Annotated in this window: 17 protein-coding genes; 8 read left to right on the top strand and 9 right to left on the bottom strand. The window is 66.6% G+C overall.

The features are described from left to right. Positions 1 to 44: 44 nt before the first annotated feature. The 4 genes from AC5L35_RS08605 to AC5L35_RS08590 all read left to right on the top strand — a co-directional run bounded on the left by AC5L35_RS08605 (position 45) and on the right by AC5L35_RS08590 (position 5,124). Entirely contained in the window at positions 45 to 2,111 is a 2,067-nt protein-coding gene (locus tag AC5L35_RS08605; RefSeq protein WP_495059261.1) for a LysR family transcriptional regulator, read from the top strand. Positions 2,112 to 2,615: 504 nt separating this feature from the next. Next, the gene (locus AC5L35_RS08600) at positions 2,616 to 3,098 is read left to right on the top strand and encodes a DUF3293 domain-containing protein (RefSeq protein ID WP_495059023.1); all 483 of its coding nucleotides are present in this window, start codon (positions 2,616 to 2,618) and stop codon (positions 3,096 to 3,098) included. Positions 3,099 to 3,480: 382 nt separating this feature from the next. Further along, on the top strand, positions 3,481 to 3,828 hold the full coding sequence (locus AC5L35_RS08595; protein ID WP_495059022.1) for a DoxX family protein: 348 nt from the start codon (positions 3,481 to 3,483) through the stop codon (positions 3,826 to 3,828). 231 nt (positions 3,829 to 4,059) lie between these two features. Next, complete coding sequence (locus AC5L35_RS08590; protein WP_495059021.1) at positions 4,060 to 5,124, top strand: hypothetical protein; 1,065 nt, start codon at positions 4,060 to 4,062, stop codon at positions 5,122 to 5,124. Between the two features lie 157 nt (positions 5,125 to 5,281). On the opposite strand, the gene AC5L35_RS08585 is transcribed toward AC5L35_RS08590, so the two are convergent. The 5 genes from AC5L35_RS08585 to AC5L35_RS08565 all read right to left on the bottom strand — a co-directional run bounded on the left by AC5L35_RS08585 (position 5,282) and on the right by AC5L35_RS08565 (position 9,805). Further along, positions 5,282 to 7,009, bottom strand: a complete 1,728-nt coding sequence (locus AC5L35_RS08585; RefSeq protein WP_495059020.1) for an ABC-three component system protein — start codon at positions 7,007 to 7,009, stop codon at positions 5,282 to 5,284. After that, complete coding sequence (locus tag AC5L35_RS08580; RefSeq protein WP_495059019.1) at positions 6,993 to 7,241, bottom strand: hypothetical protein; 249 nt, start codon at positions 7,239 to 7,241, stop codon at positions 6,993 to 6,995. The genes AC5L35_RS08585 and AC5L35_RS08580 overlap by 17 nt, the downstream gene beginning before the upstream one ends. Then, positions 7,222 to 7,815: an ABC-three component system protein gene (locus AC5L35_RS08575; RefSeq protein ID WP_495059018.1), complete on the bottom strand. Its 594-nt coding sequence runs from the start codon at positions 7,813 to 7,815 to the stop codon at positions 7,222 to 7,224. The genes AC5L35_RS08580 and AC5L35_RS08575 overlap by 20 nt, the downstream gene beginning before the upstream one ends. A gap of 598 nt (positions 7,816 to 8,413) precedes the next feature. Further along, entirely contained in the window at positions 8,414 to 9,037 is a 624-nt protein-coding gene (locus AC5L35_RS08570) for an NADPH-dependent F420 reductase (RefSeq protein WP_495059017.1), read from the bottom strand. 33 nt (positions 9,038 to 9,070) lie between these two features. Beyond that, positions 9,071 to 9,805 carry an SDR family NAD(P)-dependent oxidoreductase gene (locus AC5L35_RS08565; protein WP_495059016.1) on the bottom strand — a complete coding sequence of 245 codons (735 nt, stop codon included), beginning with the start codon at positions 9,803 to 9,805 and terminating at the stop codon, positions 9,071 to 9,073. A 143-nt stretch (positions 9,806 to 9,948) separates the two neighbouring features. Here AC5L35_RS08565 and AC5L35_RS08560 point away from each other — a divergent pair, with 143 nt between their 5' ends. Then, the gene (locus AC5L35_RS08560; RefSeq protein WP_495059015.1) at positions 9,949 to 10,560 is read left to right on the top strand and encodes a TetR/AcrR family transcriptional regulator; all 612 of its coding nucleotides are present in this window, start codon (positions 9,949 to 9,951) and stop codon (positions 10,558 to 10,560) included. A 442-nt stretch (positions 10,561 to 11,002) separates the two neighbouring features. On the opposite strand, the gene AC5L35_RS08555 is transcribed toward AC5L35_RS08560, so the two are convergent. Next, on the bottom strand, positions 11,003 to 11,914 hold the full coding sequence (locus AC5L35_RS08555; RefSeq protein WP_495059014.1) for a LysR family transcriptional regulator: 912 nt from the start codon (positions 11,912 to 11,914) through the stop codon (positions 11,003 to 11,005). A gap of 273 nt (positions 11,915 to 12,187) precedes the next feature. On the opposite strand from AC5L35_RS08555, the gene AC5L35_RS08550 reads away from it, so the two are divergent. Together AC5L35_RS08550 and AC5L35_RS08545 are read left to right on the top strand one after the other, a co-directional pair. Further along, the gene (locus AC5L35_RS08550; RefSeq protein ID WP_495059013.1) at positions 12,188 to 12,820 is read left to right on the top strand and encodes an NADPH-dependent F420 reductase; all 633 of its coding nucleotides are present in this window, start codon (positions 12,188 to 12,190) and stop codon (positions 12,818 to 12,820) included. An 89-nt stretch (positions 12,821 to 12,909) separates the two neighbouring features. Further along, on the top strand, positions 12,910 to 13,848 hold the full coding sequence (locus tag AC5L35_RS08545) for an SDR family oxidoreductase (RefSeq protein WP_495059012.1): 939 nt from the start codon (positions 12,910 to 12,912) through the stop codon (positions 13,846 to 13,848). A gap of 212 nt (positions 13,849 to 14,060) precedes the next feature. Here the strand turns inward: AC5L35_RS08545 and AC5L35_RS08540 are convergent, their stop codons facing one another. Then, positions 14,061 to 14,912: an enoyl-CoA hydratase/isomerase family protein gene (locus tag AC5L35_RS08540; RefSeq protein WP_495059011.1), complete on the bottom strand. Its 852-nt coding sequence runs from the start codon at positions 14,910 to 14,912 to the stop codon at positions 14,061 to 14,063. 176 nt (positions 14,913 to 15,088) lie between these two features. Further along, positions 15,089 to 15,592 carry a serine hydrolase gene (locus AC5L35_RS08535; protein ID WP_495059010.1) on the bottom strand — a complete coding sequence of 168 codons (504 nt, stop codon included), beginning with the start codon at positions 15,590 to 15,592 and terminating at the stop codon, positions 15,089 to 15,091. A gap of 217 nt (positions 15,593 to 15,809) precedes the next feature. Here AC5L35_RS08535 and AC5L35_RS08530 point away from each other — a divergent pair, with 217 nt between their 5' ends. After that, entirely contained in the window at positions 15,810 to 16,085 is a 276-nt protein-coding gene (locus AC5L35_RS08530; protein WP_495059009.1) for a hypothetical protein, read from the top strand. Between the two features lie 90 nt (positions 16,086 to 16,175). Here AC5L35_RS08530 and AC5L35_RS08525 read toward each other — a convergent pair whose 3' ends face one another. Continuing rightward, the gene (locus tag AC5L35_RS08525; RefSeq protein WP_495059008.1) at positions 16,176 to 16,742 is read right to left on the bottom strand and encodes a TetR/AcrR family transcriptional regulator; all 567 of its coding nucleotides are present in this window, start codon (positions 16,740 to 16,742) and stop codon (positions 16,176 to 16,178) included. Positions 16,743 to 16,763 lie beyond the last annotated feature (21 nt).

The raw sequence follows: 16,763 nt of genomic DNA, 5'->3' as shown, positions 1-16,763 counted from the left end.
GCCCAGAAGCGCTCGGCAAGGCCGCACCCCGTTGCGGGACCGACTTGACCAGTGCGACGACGACGCAGTTCCCGGAAGGCCATCCGGTACTTCACTCCCAGCAGCTTCTTCTCAATATCATCAACGAGGGCAAGGCTCGGTTCGGGGTCTACTCCGTCGAACCTGAGCCCACGCCGACGGCACTGTCGGACCTGCGTGCCCTCGCAGCTCAAATCCTCCGCTATGCGGACCGGAGCGACTTGAACGCTCTCCCGGATGACCTGTTGGCCGACTACGACCACGCCCTAGCTCAACCCGCCGGTCATCACCGACTTACCCATGCTGCAGCACGCCCCGGCTTCATGGCCCCGGCCCACGGCGTTATCGCCGCGCTTGGCGTCACCGCAGCGGTTTCCATCCTGGACGCGGACACGATCCGAATCGCCGGAGCATCTCTTCGCTGGCTGCTGGAAACCGCCCGACGAAACGGCGCTGCGGTTACCCCAACCACCATTGGGCGCTGGGGAAAAGGTACCAGCGCAACACTGAAAGCGGTCCAAATCTCCGCGCTCGGCCCCATGCTGAAACCCACTGATCAAGTGCGTTACCGGACGACCGCCGAGACGCCCCACCACCGGCTTCCCGCTGAGAAAGCATCATCGCGACACCATCGCCTCCCAACGATGCTCTGGACCAACTGGGCACTGCGGCTACGACCGGGCAAGGGCGTATACCTGCCCACACTGAGACCCGCGCTATCAGTCGCGCTGCTACTCGTCGGAACCCGTCGGACCCTGCGCGATGCGACTCATGCCTTGAATGCGGTCGCCGATCCTCGCGACACCTCACGCGTCCTCCAAGGGTTGGCAGCAAATCTTCGCTGGCCCCACATCTTGGCTGCACTGATCCGGCTCGCGGATCATCTGGACTCTGTCCTGGTTCCGATCGACTATCACCGCCGCCGTCAGCTCGATTACAGCCGCTTGCTCCCTGACGAGCAATGGCGTCACCTCTGCCGGCAGACCGGATTCCTCGCCGGTCAACAACGCCGTCTTCGACTCGCACGAGGTCTACTATTCGAAAAGATCAGCGGAATGCCGGCCGACCGAGCACCTGGGTCGTTCGCTGTGGATGGCCCTTATATGCGGGATCGGCTTCTGCATTTTGCCGCCCTTCTCACTCCCGAGGTAGCGACGCATCTGCGAGAGGCTGCTCAGGACTTCCTGGCACACCAAGGGGTCCGCGACGAACCTGTGGATTGGCAGCCATCCACTAGTCTGCTCGACGGCCTCGATCTCCCCGGAGACAACCCGGGCCTCATTGACATCCCGACGTTGCACCGCCTCGTCCGCGAAGGCCGCGGTCCCCTCACCGACGCCGCGCGAAGGCTCGGAATCACACTCGACATGGTCCGGTACGTACTCGAACATCATCCCGCGCCCCCGCGTCCGCTGACCGGCACTCAAGCCCAAGCCACGGGACACCATCGATTTACAGCCCGCCGCACCTTATCGAAAGACCTCCTTACCCACCTCTACGGCGAGCAACAACTCACCCTCCGAGCAATCGGCCAACATGCTGGCGTCAGTCGCGGCACTATCGCCCGCCTGTTCGACGAATACGGCATCGCCCGTCATGAACGCCGCCGCCCCTCCGGCATCGTGATCAGCCGTGACTGGCTCCACGATCAGTACGTCAACCGTCGACGCACCCTTGCTGACCTCGCTGATGAAACCGGAATGAGCACCGCGAACATGGCCCGCTGGGCAAATACTCACCGCATTCCTCTCCGGTCGCGCGGTGGAGGAAGTCACAACCAGGTCCGACTCACACTCGATCAAGCAACCACAGCGCCCCGCGTCCTCCGACCAGCATTCACCGGTCACGGAGCATGGAGCCGGTTGCACCGATTCGCGGCGGCAGCCGAGTACTGCACCATCGGCACCGCAGCCACGGCCCTCGGACTCAGCCCGTCTGTGCTTGTCACGCAGATCAACCGCCTCGAACGCGACCTCGGTGGACAGCTCTTGACACGCGCCGAGCGAGGACAACCTATGGTGCTGACGCTCCTCGGCCGGGAAGTCATCACGGCCATCCGACAGCATTGCCCTGAAGATACGACACGGAGCTGAGACTGATCTTGGATGACATCTCGTGAGACGGCGTGCCGTTCCCGTCGTCGTCGCCGTAGACCTTGGGCTTTCCGCACGGTTCGGCGAACATTCCTTCGGGGCTGTACTCTGTGATCCCGAACGCGCGGTTGATGCCCAACATATACTTCGGGTTGGTCGCACGGGCCGGGGCACGCGCGACCGCTAATCGTCCGGGACCTGATGAGCGGCGCTGTTCGTCCAGCAGCGTCTGGACGGCGTGCCCAGCCTGGACCGCAGGCGCGTTCACAGCTCGGGCAGGCGTCGGAACCGAACGGCATGACCTTCTCCGTTTGTCGGCGACAGGCCCTCGCCGACGCTCAGGCGCAGATCCTGCGGGACCGGACGCACTCCTGTAGGGGGTGTGCGTGGTCAGCCGGGCATGTATTCGTCCACGGTGTACGGCTGGGCGGTGCTTGACGGGGGCAGCACCAAGATTGATCCCTACGGGCTGACCTCGCTGCCGTTGGGGATCCGGGTGGTCGGGTGGCAGACCCTGCGTATGCTCGTCGACCAGCTCGGTCTGGTCGGGCCTACGCGGGTTCTGCCCGGCGAGCTGTTCATCGCCGAGCTTCCCGATTCGGTCCTCCACGTGGAGCCGGCGCCGCCAGAACACGCGGGCCGTACTTCCCGGCCGGCCCGGTGGCGCGAATCCACGTCATCACCGCCTGGAACCCGCGGGGCACCGACAGCGACGACCAGACGAACAGGGCCGCGCAGCAGGCGCTGGAGGCCGACCTCACCGAGCGTGGACTCCGCTGGTATCCGCCGGAGGGCGGCAGCGAGGACCGATGTCACCTCGAGGCGAGTGCGGGCGTCATCGGATTGTCCAGGACCGACGCCGTGGCACTGGGCCGGATCTACAGGCAGGACGCGATCTTCGAGTGGGCCAGCCAAGACTGGTCAATGGGCGGATGCGATATCGCGTCGCCGCCGAGCATGGGATGGCGGTGTGCTCCTCTCCCATGACATCTCGGGCGATCATGCCCCCAACCCCCGGCTCGCAGCAGTCGTTACCGCCACCTCGAAGTGCCTGACGGGCGCGCTCCACACCGCGGAGGACCCCGCCCTCCGGGTATCTACAGGAGTGACGGAGTTCTCTCGTATCAAACTGCACGAACGGAGAGCTCGCCCGATCCATGGAGACCCGATGAGCGAGACCACCACGCCCTCCGTCAATCTCGAGACCCCCAACACGGCGGGCTAGCGCGACCGAGGCCTCATCTGCGCAGACCTGCCGCCCCCGTCCTGTCACATCCGCGCGCGTCGAGGGGTCAGGTCTACAGCAACCGAGTCCCTGGCCGGAGCGGGCCCGCACCGCCCTCCGGAGACCTGGTGAGGAGAGTTTCTGATGTCCACCCCCTACGCCGTCGTCACATTCGTGGGAGCCGCCATGGCGGCCTTCTCCGCCGGCTCCGTCTTCTTCCACGCCAAGTGGATCGTGCAGCCCTTGGCCGACTACCGCGTGCCCCGCCCGTGGTGGCCCTGGCTCGGTACGGCCAAGGCCGCGGGGGCGGCAGGTCTGGTGGTCGGCCTGTTCGTGCCGGTCATCGGTGTCCTGGCCGGCGTCGGGCTGGTGCTGTACTTCGCCGGGGCCGTCGTCACCGTGTTCCGCGCGCGGTGGTACTCGCACCTCCCGTTCCCACTGGTGTACGCGGCGCCGGTGGTCGGTTCCCTGGCGCTGGCGCTCGCCGCCTGAGCACGTGGCCAGCGTGCGCCGTGACGCACAGCCGCACAGCGCCCTTCCCGCCCGCCAGGCCTTGCCCTTACGGGCGCAAGCCGAGGGAATCTGTCCCAGGGCCACTGCGGGTCGACGGAGACGAAACGTCGGCAGGAGACCATAGGTGGGTGGCCCCCACGGCGGAGGATGCTCCATCACTTGGAAGGATCATGCGCGCGAGGCACCGTATCGGGGGTAGCGATGGTTGCGATGGCCCTGTTCGCCGGTGAGGTATGGGTCCACTACCGGTTCGTCAACGTCCACGACGCTGAGGGATGGGAGTGGGAGATCGGCGACGAGTGCCGGGGCCAGGCGAATGGGCTGTGCGGCGCCGCTGTTCCCGGCCTGCTCCACCTCGTCACAGGGCTGCACACGGGTAAGGTCGGCTTCACCGTGGAACTGCACCCGGCGGAGCCTCCACTCGACGAGGTCTGGGAGGAAGCTGTCGAAGTCTCGTTCACCTCGACGGCGGAAGACATCGGACTCCACCCGTTCCAAGACCAGTATCTGTTCAACCTGCCACCCGGCGACTACCGAGTCCGGTACTGCGCCCGCGGCATGGACCAAGGCAAGGCCGAGGACACTCTGGCCGGCGATCAGCCGGTCGACTTCTACCTGCTGCAGTTCTGGCCAGGAACAGCCGCGCCCGATCGCATCATCCGACAGACCAGCAAGACCGCCGCGTACTGGCACCGCGCGAACAGCAAGCGACCGCTCACCGCTGAGGAACAAGCTCAAGAGACACGAGACGAACGCGAGCGGCGGGAGCGGTACGACCGGGACCGTTGGGGAGATCGAGTCCCCAACGAGCGACTCCGCGCGGTGAACGGAATTTCTGCGGGGTTCCTTGAGCCGCTGGACATGGACCTGGTCTTCACACTCTCGGAGGCCGACGACAGCGTGCATCGCGCTGTCGCCTGCTGGGCGGCCCTACGCGCGGCCGAGGTGGCCGGGATGGTTGACTTGCCGGCGCTGGCACCTGCGATTGCGGCATTGCGCCGGGGGCGACCGGTGCCGCCTCCGTTTGACGACTCTGGCTACATGTGGTCAAGGTTCGCAGACGCCGTGCCGCGGACCACCGTCATGCTTCCTCCCGACGGCGAGATCGAACAGACGCGGCAGGACTGGGCCATCGTCGCGCTGTTCCACAGTGCAGTCCCCGACTCGATGACCGCTGCGTACCAAGCATTGTCCGGCGCGGCCGGCGCGTACGGGATGGGGTACCGGCAGCTGTTCAGTCAGTTGCGCGACGCGTTCCCCCAGCTAGGAACCTGACGTACTGAAGGCAGCTGTTCGCTGAGGGCGACCGAAACCCTGCAGCGACCGGCTCCGCGCCTCGGGCGGAGATCCCTGATCCTCCGCGATCCGCAAGCCTGGCATGTAACCTCACTCGCGGACATGAAATGACCGGTTGAAAGGGTCTAGCATTGACCTAGAAGGCGACGCCGAGTATGCCGCCCTCATCAGTGTCGAGCACGGTCCTGCGTACGCCGTCTCTGAACCAGTCCTGGGTGCCGACATCGTCCGGAATGTCGCTGCTATTCATCGTGCAGATGTACTGCGCCCCGAGCTCGTTCGCAGTCCGCCGTGCGAGACCAAGAGCTGTAGCGATCTGACGGGGGTCTACGCCATCGAACACAACAGAGTCATGGACCAAGAAATTAGGGTGACGAACCCAGTCTGAGTTCTCGGCAAGCAACGCCAGATCAAAGCACAGCAGTTGCATCCGCGTGATCCCGCTACTGGCCACACCTGACACCTTGAGCGAGAACTTGTAGCCGAAGTCGTCGACCGAGGCCGTCAGCACGCCCGTGCGGTTGTACAGCTCCAGCATCATCTGGCCGAACCGAGCGGACAGACTCTCGACCTTGCCGCGCTCCAGGCGAAGCTCGGCGCTGGCGATCTGGCGTACCTGGGCACGCCGCACCTCTGCATCGTCCTTCGCAGCGGCAATCTCTCGACGGGTGTTCAAAGCCGCGTCGATCTCTGTCAGTTGGCTTGAGGCCTCGTTGAGCTGCGCGTACAGGGCATTCAGCTCTTCCAGTGCGCCGCCGGCCTGCAGAACAGCCATCGCCCGGCCACGCTCTTCTGTCACCTGCAGGATGGCCGCCTGCCGTTCTCGTTCGGCCGTCTCGAGCGTGGTGATTTCTGATTGTAGGAAGGTCCGACGGTTTGAAACTAGCTTTACGTGGAAGGCCTGAACATCTTCGAGCCGCTGTAGCGCGGTCTCGTTGAACACCGCGCCCATCTCGTTGTATAGGTCTCGCAGGTCGCCTGCGTCGCTGTCACCGTCGGTCTCTTGGACAGAGGTGCGGTACAGGTCCAACAGCCGGCGGTCGATCAACGACTCGTTCCGCAGCTCCCGTAGTTGCTCAGTCAGAGAGTCGGCAAGCTGTAGCAGCCGGTCAGGATCGTCGATGATTTGGAAGCCGCTGATGCGGGCCCGCAGCTCTTCGACCTCGCGCGCCACCTGGGCACGAGCGAGAAGAAGCTCAGATTCATTGCCGAGAGTGCCCGGTAGAAGGTTCTCTGAGGCGGCATACTCCAGCGCCTTGAATGCCTCAGTCTCCTTGGCGATCTTGGTCAGGCTTCGTACGTGCCGCCACTCCAGCCCCAGCAGGTAGGACACGTGCTCACGCGAGCTCCACGCAGCCTGTGCGGGCACGATCTTGAGGGGGTCGCGCAGCGCTTCAAGCCGGACGATGTAGGAGATCAGAGTACGTGGCGACAGCCGGAAGGTCTTCTCTTCGGCCTCAGCGTCCAGACTGAATAGCCCCAGTCCGAGCAAGAATTTCCAGTTGTCCAAGCTCGTACGCCGCTCTTCATCGACGTAGCTGTCCAGGACCGCAGCCGGATCACCGCTGTAATCGAGAGTGACGCGCGTGCCGCCCCGCAGTGCACGGGTGACGGACACGACCCCGCCGAACAGGTCGAGGTCCAGCGTGAAGACCCACTCGTGTTCGACCAACGGCTTCAGCGCCGCGGGCAGGTTGCCGCCCAGGCAGTAGTTGATGATCTGAAGCACGGTCGTCTTGCCACGGGCGTTGCGGCTGTGTTGGTCCGTCGCGTCTGGGGACCGGTGCGCCAAGATGACGTTGAAGCCGTCGGTGAAGGTTAAAGGGGTGAAGGAGTTGTGGTTTGAGCTAAGACGTCGCAGCACTGCGACCCAACCTGACCAACAGTTCCCCCCGAAGCTCGATGAGCCGCAAAGCTACGAGTACATCCAAAATCAGCACAAAGCGGCCGAATGGCTGCTGCGGAAAGAGATCACGGGCAAGCGCCCAGGCACGCGGGACGGACACCGCCTCGGGGAGCGCGGCCATCAGCTGTGCCGACTGGCCGACGAGGCTATCCCGGGTCGCCACATGCTTGTCAGGCAGCAGTCGGCTCATGCTCAAAAATCTCGCATAGGCTGAAGAGATACGCAACCACTGCCAGAACCGCTGCTTGCACCTCAGCACTCTCCACAGGACCGGCATGCTCAAGCGCCGAACTATACACGTAGCTATAGAGTTCGTCGCCTCCTAGTCCAGCTGCAACCCCGCCGTAATATTCGTGTTTGAAGCGGGCGGTCAGGCGGTTGCCAAAGTCGTTGGTGAAGTTGTTCATCGTCGTGATGAACCGGCGCACCTCGCTAACCTGAGCCAGCCCGAGCAATATTAGAATGCGAGTGTCATCACCCAGCTCGTTCAGGCGGATTTTGTCGTCAATCTCAAGAGGAAGTTCAACTTCGCCCTCGACGGCCATATCCTGCAAGGCGAGGCTTTTGCAAACTATTTCCAGGTGCTCGAACCGCACCTCGCCCATGGAGTATTGGATTGCCCGCGCGACCTTGCGCTCGTGGACGCGCTTGGCCTCCAGCAAGAACGCTGTCGTGTGGAAGTGCAGTTGTGAGTCGATCCCGTCGTGGTGGGGACCGCACAGGTAGATGAGGTTGTCGGCCGAGCCACGCTGCGCGGTCGTCATCGACGGGTCGTAGCGAGGGCCGCCCTCACTGGCCGCTGCGATGTGGGCGACCTTGCCAACAGCTTTGTCCTGGTCTTGGGGGTGAAGCGCTCCGAGCACGAGCTTCTCGCCGCACCTCGGGTAGGCACACGCGTTGCCACTTCTGATCGCCAGGACCTTCTCCTGTGCGACCGGGATCCGATCCCGCGCCACGTGTGTTCCCCTCAGTAGTCCTGCCAGCACAGAAGGTATCGGTCCAGCTGCTCCATGTGTGACATCCGTCGGAGCAGTATCCGGGTTCCGGGTTCCCGGACGGGGTCCAGCGGCGCCAGCTGGTCGCGGCCGGCGGCGGTGGTGCAGGCTTCCGGCGTGCCGCGCCCCGGCGCTGGCATCGACTGCAATGGTGCTGACGTGCCTCTCGGCCGGAAGGTCATCGCGGCCATCCGAAGGCACTGGCTGAAGAAATGACACGGAGCTGAGACTGATCTCGAGTGACATCACGTGAGACTGGCCGAGCAACCCCAGGTCAGACATGATCAACATGTCGGGCGAGCTGAGACCCTACAGCCGCCCCGCCGCTGCTTGGCGAATCCGTTCGGTGATCCGTACAACCGTTAACTCAGACGGGAAGTTCGGTGATGCTGAGGGCGAAGTCCGAGTTCCCCACCCCGTGGTTGGCGAGGCCCACCGTGACCACGCCCGCTCCTTCCAGCCAGTGCGCCATTTTCAGGCCGCCGACGTCCAGCGGGCGCAGCCCGAGGCTCTCGATGAACGCCTCCACACTTGCCTTGGCCTGCGCATCATCACCAGCGACGAAGACGTCGGGCCGACCCTTCTCCAGGACATGACGGAAGACGGTGTTGAACGCCTTCACCACGCTGGCGCTGGCCGGGGCCGCCTTGGCGACTTCCTGCGCGATCGAGGTCTCCTCGCGGTGGGCTAGCCCGTCGAACGTGGAATTGAAGGGATTGCTGATGTCGACGACGACCTTGCCCGCGAGAGCGTCTCCGTAGTGGGCGACGGCCGGCACGACACCGTCGTACAACAGGGCCACGATGACGATGTCCCCGGCCGGGGCGGTGCCCCATTCTCCCGTCGTGGTGCCGCCGCCGAGAGCCTTGGCTAGGTCAGCGGCCTTGGGCTGATCGCGGCCCATGACCTCGACGGTGTTGCCGCCCGCTATCGCCCGCGCGCCGATGGTGCGGGCCATGTTCCCGGTGCCGATGATGCTGATATTGCTCATGAGATGTCCTGCCCTGGTTGTGGGTCGTTCGGTTCAGATGGCGGTGGTGCCGCCGTCGGCGACGAGTTCCATGCCGTTGACGTAGCTGGAGTCGTCGGAGGCGAGGAAGAGGGCAGCGGTGGCGATCTCCTCGGGACGGCCCATCTGGCCGCGGGGGATGAGGGACTCGAACTGGCGCTTGGTGGCCTCGTCGAAGAGTTCTTCCTGCTTGGCGGTGGCGACCTGGCCGGGAGTCAGGACGTTGACGCGGATGCGGCGGTCCTTGAGTTCGTTGAGCCAGATACGGGCCCAGGCCTGCTGGACGGCCTTGCTGCCGGCGTAGACGCTCCAGCCGGGGAAGGCGCCGAGGGAGGCGTTGGAGCCGGTCATGAGGATGGAGCCGCCGTCGTTGAAGAGCGGGAGGGCCTTCTGGACGGTGAACAGGGTGCCGCGCGCGTTGAGCCCGAACCAGGCGTCGAACTGGGCCTCGGTGATCGCGCCGAGCGGGGCGGGCTCGCCCCCGCCGGCGCTGGCCCACAGCACATCGAGGCTTCCCTTCTCCCGCTTGACGGTGTCGTACAGGCGGTCCAGGTCGTCCAGGTCGGCGGCGTCACCCTGGACGCCGGTGACGTTGCGGCCGATCTGCTTCACGGCCTCGTCCAGGGCGTCCTTGCGGCGGCCGGTGATGAAGACGTGTGCTCCCTCGTCGACGAACAGCTTCGCTCCGGCCAGCGCCATGCCGGTGGTGCCGCCGGTGATGACCGCTACCTTGCCGTCCAGCTTTCCCATAGTCGCTTCCTTGGGTCGGTGGTGCCGTGTGCACCTGGGGTGACGGCGTTATGTACACCGCTCTGTGTGCTTACGGTACTGGACGGGTGGTCGGGGTGCAACTATGTACACCGGTCGTTACCTAGCGGCGGTACTGTGGATCCATGACGGAGTTGGAGAAGGGCCCCACGGGCCGCCGCCGCGGCCGGGGCGCCCGCGAGCGCATCCTCAGCGCGTCTCAGCAGCTGTTCCGCGAGCAGGGCATCAACCGCACCGGCATGGACCAGCTTTGCGCGGCGGCCGAGGTGTCCAAGCGCACGGCCTACCAGCACTTCACCGGCAAGGACGAGCTCGTCGCCGAGTACCTGCGCCGGTTCGACCCCTCCGTTCTGTCCGGCGTGTTCGACCGCACCGACCTCACGCCCCGCGAACGGCTCCTCGCCGCCTTCGACGTCCCCCCCACCACCCCCCTGTGCCCCTACATCGCCGCCGCCGTCGAACTCCACGACCCCCAGCACCCCGCATCCCAGTACGCGCGCGACTACAAGAAGGCCGTCGCCGCGCGACTCGCCGACACCGCCCGCGAAGCCGGCGCCGCCGACCCTGAACAGCTCGGCGAGCAGCTCGCGCTGCTCATCGACGGCGCCGCGGCCCGCACCCGGGTCCTCAACGCCGACGCCTTCCCCACCGCCGCCGCCATCGCCGCCGTCCTCATCGACAACGCCATCCCCGCCACGGCCAGCGATGACCGGCGACGGGAGGAAGTGTCGAGTTGACTTGGCACTCCGCGGCCGGGCTGGACGTGCTGCCGATCGGGCGGCTGCACCCGCTGGTTCGCGACACCAGCCGCCGGGCACCTCGCCCGGATCTGCTGGCTTTTACGCTGCCCGCCCGCCTGCTGCAGGCCGCAACAGAAGCGGGCGGGGAGACGGCGACCCCGAAGGCCTCAGGAGCTCGAGGCCGTCATCCCGGCCCAGGGCGCTGACGGGCCGCCGGTTCGAACGGACGGCTGATCGCATACGTCCGTTTATCCACTCCACCGCGGCGCTCTCCTCGCGGGGCAGCACGGCCTTGACTTCTGGACCGAGTGAGCTGAACCATCCACGCTGAGCATCAGTGGAGTGGCCCATCTGGGCCACGCCAGCCCGAAACGAAGGCCAATAGGCGGGCAGCCAACACGTCCGGCTGTAACCGGTGAGCGGGGGTCAGCCGAACTACTCAGGCGTGCCTTGAGACGACATCGCCTCCAAGCTGCCACATCTCATAGTTCCCGCATTCTGCCGTGACCTCGGCCGTCGACTGGGCCGCAGTGACGAAGTCCTCTACTACCGGCGAGGTGTGAGATGCCGCCACTGCGAGGCACACCTGGTCGGGAGCCAGATCCGGGATGGGCACATAGACGACCTGCGGATGCGAGTAGAACACGGACGCCGAACGGGCCAGGAAGGAGACGCCCCGTCCGGCCGCGACGTGCTCGAGCGTCTCGTCCACCCCGCGCACCGGGTACCCGGCGTTGGGGAGCGGGCGCTTGGTGGGCTGCGTGCTCGGGTCACCGTGCCAGACCAGTGGTTCGCCGACCAGGTCGGCCTCGGTGACCTGCTCCTTACCGGCAAACCGGTGTCCGGCGGGCAGTACTGCTACCCGCGGCTCGGTGTACAGCGGGGTGACGCGCAGGCCGGCCTCGTCGATGGGCAGCCGCACATAGCCGACGTCGATGCGGCCGTCGAGCAGCATCGCAGCCTGGTCGTCCCCTTCGATCCGCTGCACGTCCACGACCACGTCTGGGTGCCGGTCCTCGAACGCACGGGCCGCCGGGGTGACTGCAACGCCGGCCCGGAAACCGACCATCAGCCGCCGCTTGCCGCTGGCGGCCGCGGACACCCGGCGGCGGACCGCGTGGGTTGAGGCGAGCAGCGGACCGGCGTCGGCCAGCAGTTGCCGGCCTGCCTCTGTCAGCTCTACGCCGTGGCGATCCCTGGTGAACAGCGAGGCGCCGAGATCCTGCTCGAGCGCACGGATCTGCCGGCTGAGCACCGGCTGTGCGATGTGAAGCTCATCGGCGGCGCGGCCGAAGTGCAACTGGTCGGCCACGGCGACGAAGTAACGCAGTTTGCGCAGGTCCAGATCCATGGCGTCTCCCAGCTGGTGATGCCTCCAGGGTATCACCACGGCTGAAAGAAGTCTTGGACGCCCCCTCAGGCCAGTGGCAACCTGAATAGGTGCCTGATGGTCCGAGCGAATTCGGCACAAGAATTCGACAGCGGAGGGTGCATGCTCAGAATGAGCACATCGGGAATTGGGCACCCCTCCCTTCGCGCGTCATTCGACGGCGCCGACGACACAACCGTTAACAACGACGGGATGGGCATAGCGTCCTATCCAGCTCCAGAAAGCAGGAACTCCATGAGCAACATCAGCATTATCGGCCTGGGGAACGTGGCCCGCGCCCTGGCCGCCCGGGCGCTCGCCGGCGGCAACGCAGTCGAAATCATCGGCCGCGACTCGGCCAAGGCCAAGGAATTGGCCGCTGCGCTCGGTGGCGCCACTGTCGGGACGGCCGGCACCGCTCCCGCCGGGGACGTCGTTGTCCTCGCCGTGCCGTACGCCAGCGCCGCGGCGGTGGTGAGGGAGTACGGGGACGCACTACGCGGCAAGATCATCGTTGACATCACCAACCCCGTAGCCCCCGACCTGCAGGGCTTCGTCGTCCCCGACGACAGTTCCGGCGCACAGGAGATCGCCAAGGCGGCTCCCGACGACGCACATGTCGTCAAGGCGTTCAACACGGTGTTCTCCCACGTTCTGGCGGCCGGCCCGGCCGAGGACCGCCCTCTGGACGTGTTCATCGCCGGCGACGACGCGCAGGCGAAGGTACGCGTGTCGGCGTTCGTCGAGAACCTGGGGCTGCGCCCCTGGGACACCGGGGCACTGTTCATGGCGCGGGCGCTGGAAAACGTCGGTCTGCTGGAGCTGGGCCTCATGAACCACTCCGTCAAGCACACCAATTTCTCCCTCGGTATCACCCTTCTTGGCTGAGCAAACCCCTACCACTATCTCTCGTGCCGCATCACGCCAGTACTTACGGCACGGGAAGACCCTGCACCTACCCTCACAAGGACAGTTAGATGCGTGTATTCGTCGCCGGGGGGACCGGCCATTCCGGTTCGTACATCATCCCCGAGCTCATCGCCGCCGGGCACGAGGTCACCGGCCTGGCCCGGTCGGACGCTTCCGCGGCGGCCTTGTCCGCGCTCGGCGCGAAGGTGCGTCGCGGCGACCTTCAGGATCTCGACGGGCTCAAGGAGGCAGCCTCGGGCTCCGATGGCGTCATCCACGTTGCTCACAGGCAGGATCTGCTGCCCTCCGGCGGGATGGACGCCGTGGCCGCTGCGGAGCTCCCGATCATGCTCGCGTACGGCGAGGCACTGGCGGGAAGCGGAAAGCCACTGGTCACGGCGGGGAGCATTGGCTCACCCGGGCAGCAGCTGGGCCGGCCGGCCACCGAGGAGGACCCGGCCCTCCCCGCCGGCGAGGAGCACAAAGGCACCCTGCGGATCCGCAACGTCGTGGAAAGGGCCGTAGTCGACCTCGCCGAGCAGGGGGTGCGGTCTTCGGTCGTGCGGATCGCCAACATCGCGCACAGCACGACCGATCGTGCCGGCTTCCTCCCCACGCTGACCGCGCTTGCGAAGGAAAAGGGGTTCGTCGGCTACCACGGCGACGGCGCGAACCTGTGGAACGCCGTGCACATCCGCGATGCCGCCACCTTGTTCCGCCTGGCGCTGGAGAAGGGGCCGGCTGGCAAATACTGGCACGCGGTCGGGGACGGGGCCATCCCGTTCCGCGAGATCGCCGAGGCCATCGCCAGCCGCCTGGGCCTGCCCGCCGTGAGCGTTCCCCACGATGCCTTGATGACGCCGGGATACTTCGGGTTCCTCACGAATATCGTCACGCAGAGCTACCCGGCGTCGAACCTCATCACCCGCCGGACCCTCGGCTGGGAACCCGCCCGGCCCGGCCTGCTCGCCGATCTGGACAACGGCCATTACTTCCCCGCCAGCTGACGGCAGGAACCCGAATCGTAACGAGCCCGGCAACCGGCAAGTTCGGCTCTTCTGAAGGACGTTGAGTGAGCCGAACACCCAACGATCCCGCCCCATTCAAGCTCCCGCGCGTCCGAGGAGCGTCGGGTCGGAGCTGCCGGAGGCGAGCGGGCCCCTCGCTCCTCGGGCCGTCACGCAGGGTCTGCCCGAGGGGTGCTGAGGAAGGACCGACGTCACTTCCCGGAGCTTGCCGCGTCGAGGCCGGCGAGGTAGTGGCCCGTGTCGAGCTCCACCTCGTTGCGGCTCTGGAGGCCGTCCTTGATCGCCTGGCCGAGGCGCCGCTGGGCACCCTCGCGGGCCACCGAGCGCCAGAACTCGTCCAGCGCGGCGGGCATCAGTGAGTAGTCGGCGAGCGTGACCTCGTCCACGTGGTGCTTGGTCTCGGCGAGCGCGGACTTGTCGAACGAGGCGATGCGGTCGGCGAGGGTGTCGACGAACTCGTCGATCTCCGCCTCCGGAACGGCGCGGTTGACGTACCCGTAGCGCTCGGCGAGCTCACCGTTGAAGTCCTGGCTGGCCAGCAGGATCTCGAGGGCCCGGCCGCGGCCGACGAGGTAGGGCAGGCGGTGCATCGGGCCGCCGCCCGGCACGAGACCCAGACCCACCTCGAGCTGGGCGAGCACCGCGCGCTCGCGGCTGGCGAACCGCATGTCGCAGGCGAGGACGAACTCACTGCCCGCGCCGCGGGCCCGGCCCTGGACCTTCGCGATGCTGACGACCGGCGCGCTGCTCAGCCGCGCCAGCACGTCCAGCCAGGGGTGCATGCCGGTCGGTCCATCGGCTGGCATCGAGATGGTGTCCGCCGGGTCCCAGGTGATGTCGTAGTGCGCCAGGAAGAAGTCGGGGTCGGCGCTGTCGAACACGACGACCCGGACCTCGGGGTCGGTCTCCAGCTCGCCGACGAGCGCGAGGAGCTCACGGATCGTGTCGGGGTCGATGAGGTTCAGCGGCGGGTGGTCGAACGTGACGTTCCAGCGGTGGGCGGAGCGCTTGTCGATACGCAGCTGCGGGGTGTGGGTGGACATGGTTCCTCTTCTCGAGGTCGAGACGCTAGGTATGCTTTTTAAACTTAGCATCTGAGTATGACCTGGCAATGCAGGTGGCTTGTCGAGCTCGACGGCGCCGCAGCCTTGCGGCCCGAGGTGGGTTTGCCCCGTGAGTCCCTACACCGCCGCGGTGCTCGGCAGCCCGCGCGCTGGGGTCAGTGCGCGGCGTGCTCGCCGCAGAACACCTCTTTGACCAGGGTGTCCAACGCCTTCGGGAGCACCTCCGCTGGGTTGACCGCGGCGTCCCCGGTGGTCAGCCCGGCGGTGAGGGTCCTACTGCCGCCGGGTGTGCTGTACATCAGTGCCCCGTAGCCGCCGGGGGCGCCGCCGTTGTGGTGGTAGATGCTGCCGCCGCAGTCCAGGTCCTGCACGAACAGTCCGAGGCCGTAGCCGAGCGGCCCACGGGGCTTGCGCATCTCGGCCAGTAGCGGGGCCGGCATGAGCTTGCCGCCGTTGAGCGCGGAGAAGAACAGGTGGAGGTCCTGCGTGGTCGTGATCGTGCCACCGGCCGCGAGCAGCATGGAGAGGTTCTGGCCGGAGACGTCGACCACCTCCCACTGGCCGGCGTCCTGGTAGCGGTAGTAGCCGTGGGCGTGCGGCTCGGGCAGGTCCGTGGTGTTGCCCGCCAGCACGGTGTCCCGTAGCCCGAGCGGCCGCACAGGCCCACGGACGCGATGCCGAAGCCGTGCGCGAGAACGAGGACACATTCGCCACCGTCTTCATGCAATCGGGCCTGCCCAGGATGACGGCCCGGACGCTGGCCGGCCTCTACACCACCGATGCCGGCAGCCTTAACGCCTCTGAACTCGCCGGGCGCCTGCAGGTCAGCCCGGCATCCGTCTCCAAAGCGATCGCGTTCCTCGAAAGCAGGGCCTCGTGCGCCACGAACGCGACGAACGACGCCGCGAGCGCTACGTCGTCGACGACGTCATGTACCAATCCACGATGGCCGGCGCCCGATCCACCGCCCAGCTCGGCGAGATCGCCCGGCAGGGCGTGAGCATCCTCGGCCCCGGCTCCCCCGCCGCCGCACGCCTGCAGAACATCGCTCGCTTCGTCGGCTTCGTCTCCGAGAGCATTGCCCGCGCCGCGGACCAGGCCCGGGACATCCTCCACGTAAAACCCGAGACCACCTCGGACAGCGCTACCTAGCCATCTCCGAGAACAGGGCGGCACGTCCCGGCCGGATGCCTGAGCTGGCCAGGCGTATGTCGGCGAGCACCTCGCGGGAACCGGTTGAGGTCACAGCAATCGGTCGACCAGCCCGTCGATGTAGTCCGGGGTGAGCGGGACCATGCCGAACAAGACGCGGATATACATCGGGGCCAGGATGTGGTCCAGCACGTCGAACGCGTCGGGTGCGGGCTCGCCACGGTCGCGGGCGCGATCGAGCATGGACTGCAGTTGCCGGGTGCGTTCGGTGCGGAGGTCGGCACCAGCCTGCAGGCCCTCCTGACCGCTGCTCGAGAGGGCGACGGCCAGGTGTAGCACCGCCGGACCGTCGGGCCCGGTGATCTCGCGGGCGACTTGGGCCGCGTAGGTGCGCAGGTCGCCGGCAAGGCTCCCGGTGTCGGGCATCGGCGACTGCGCGTTGAGGCGGGTGAGCGCCACGTCGGTGAGCAGGGTTTCCAGGCTGCCCCACCGGCGGTAGATGCTGCTGTCGGCTACGCCCGCGCGGGCTGCAACGTCGCCGACGGTGAAGTTGCCGTAGCCGCGCTCGCTGATCATGTCGGTGACGGCCTGGTGCACTTGCGCGCCGACGCGGGCGCTGCGCCCGCCGGGCCGCCGAGCCGGCTGCCGCTCGTTCATGCCCCCACGTTAACGCAGTTG

Source organism: Pseudonocardia sp. OZ21, from assembly GCF_059359135.1.
The sequence above is the reverse complement of the archived record's forward strand: the minus strand, read 5'-3'. Positions and strand labels throughout refer to the sequence as shown.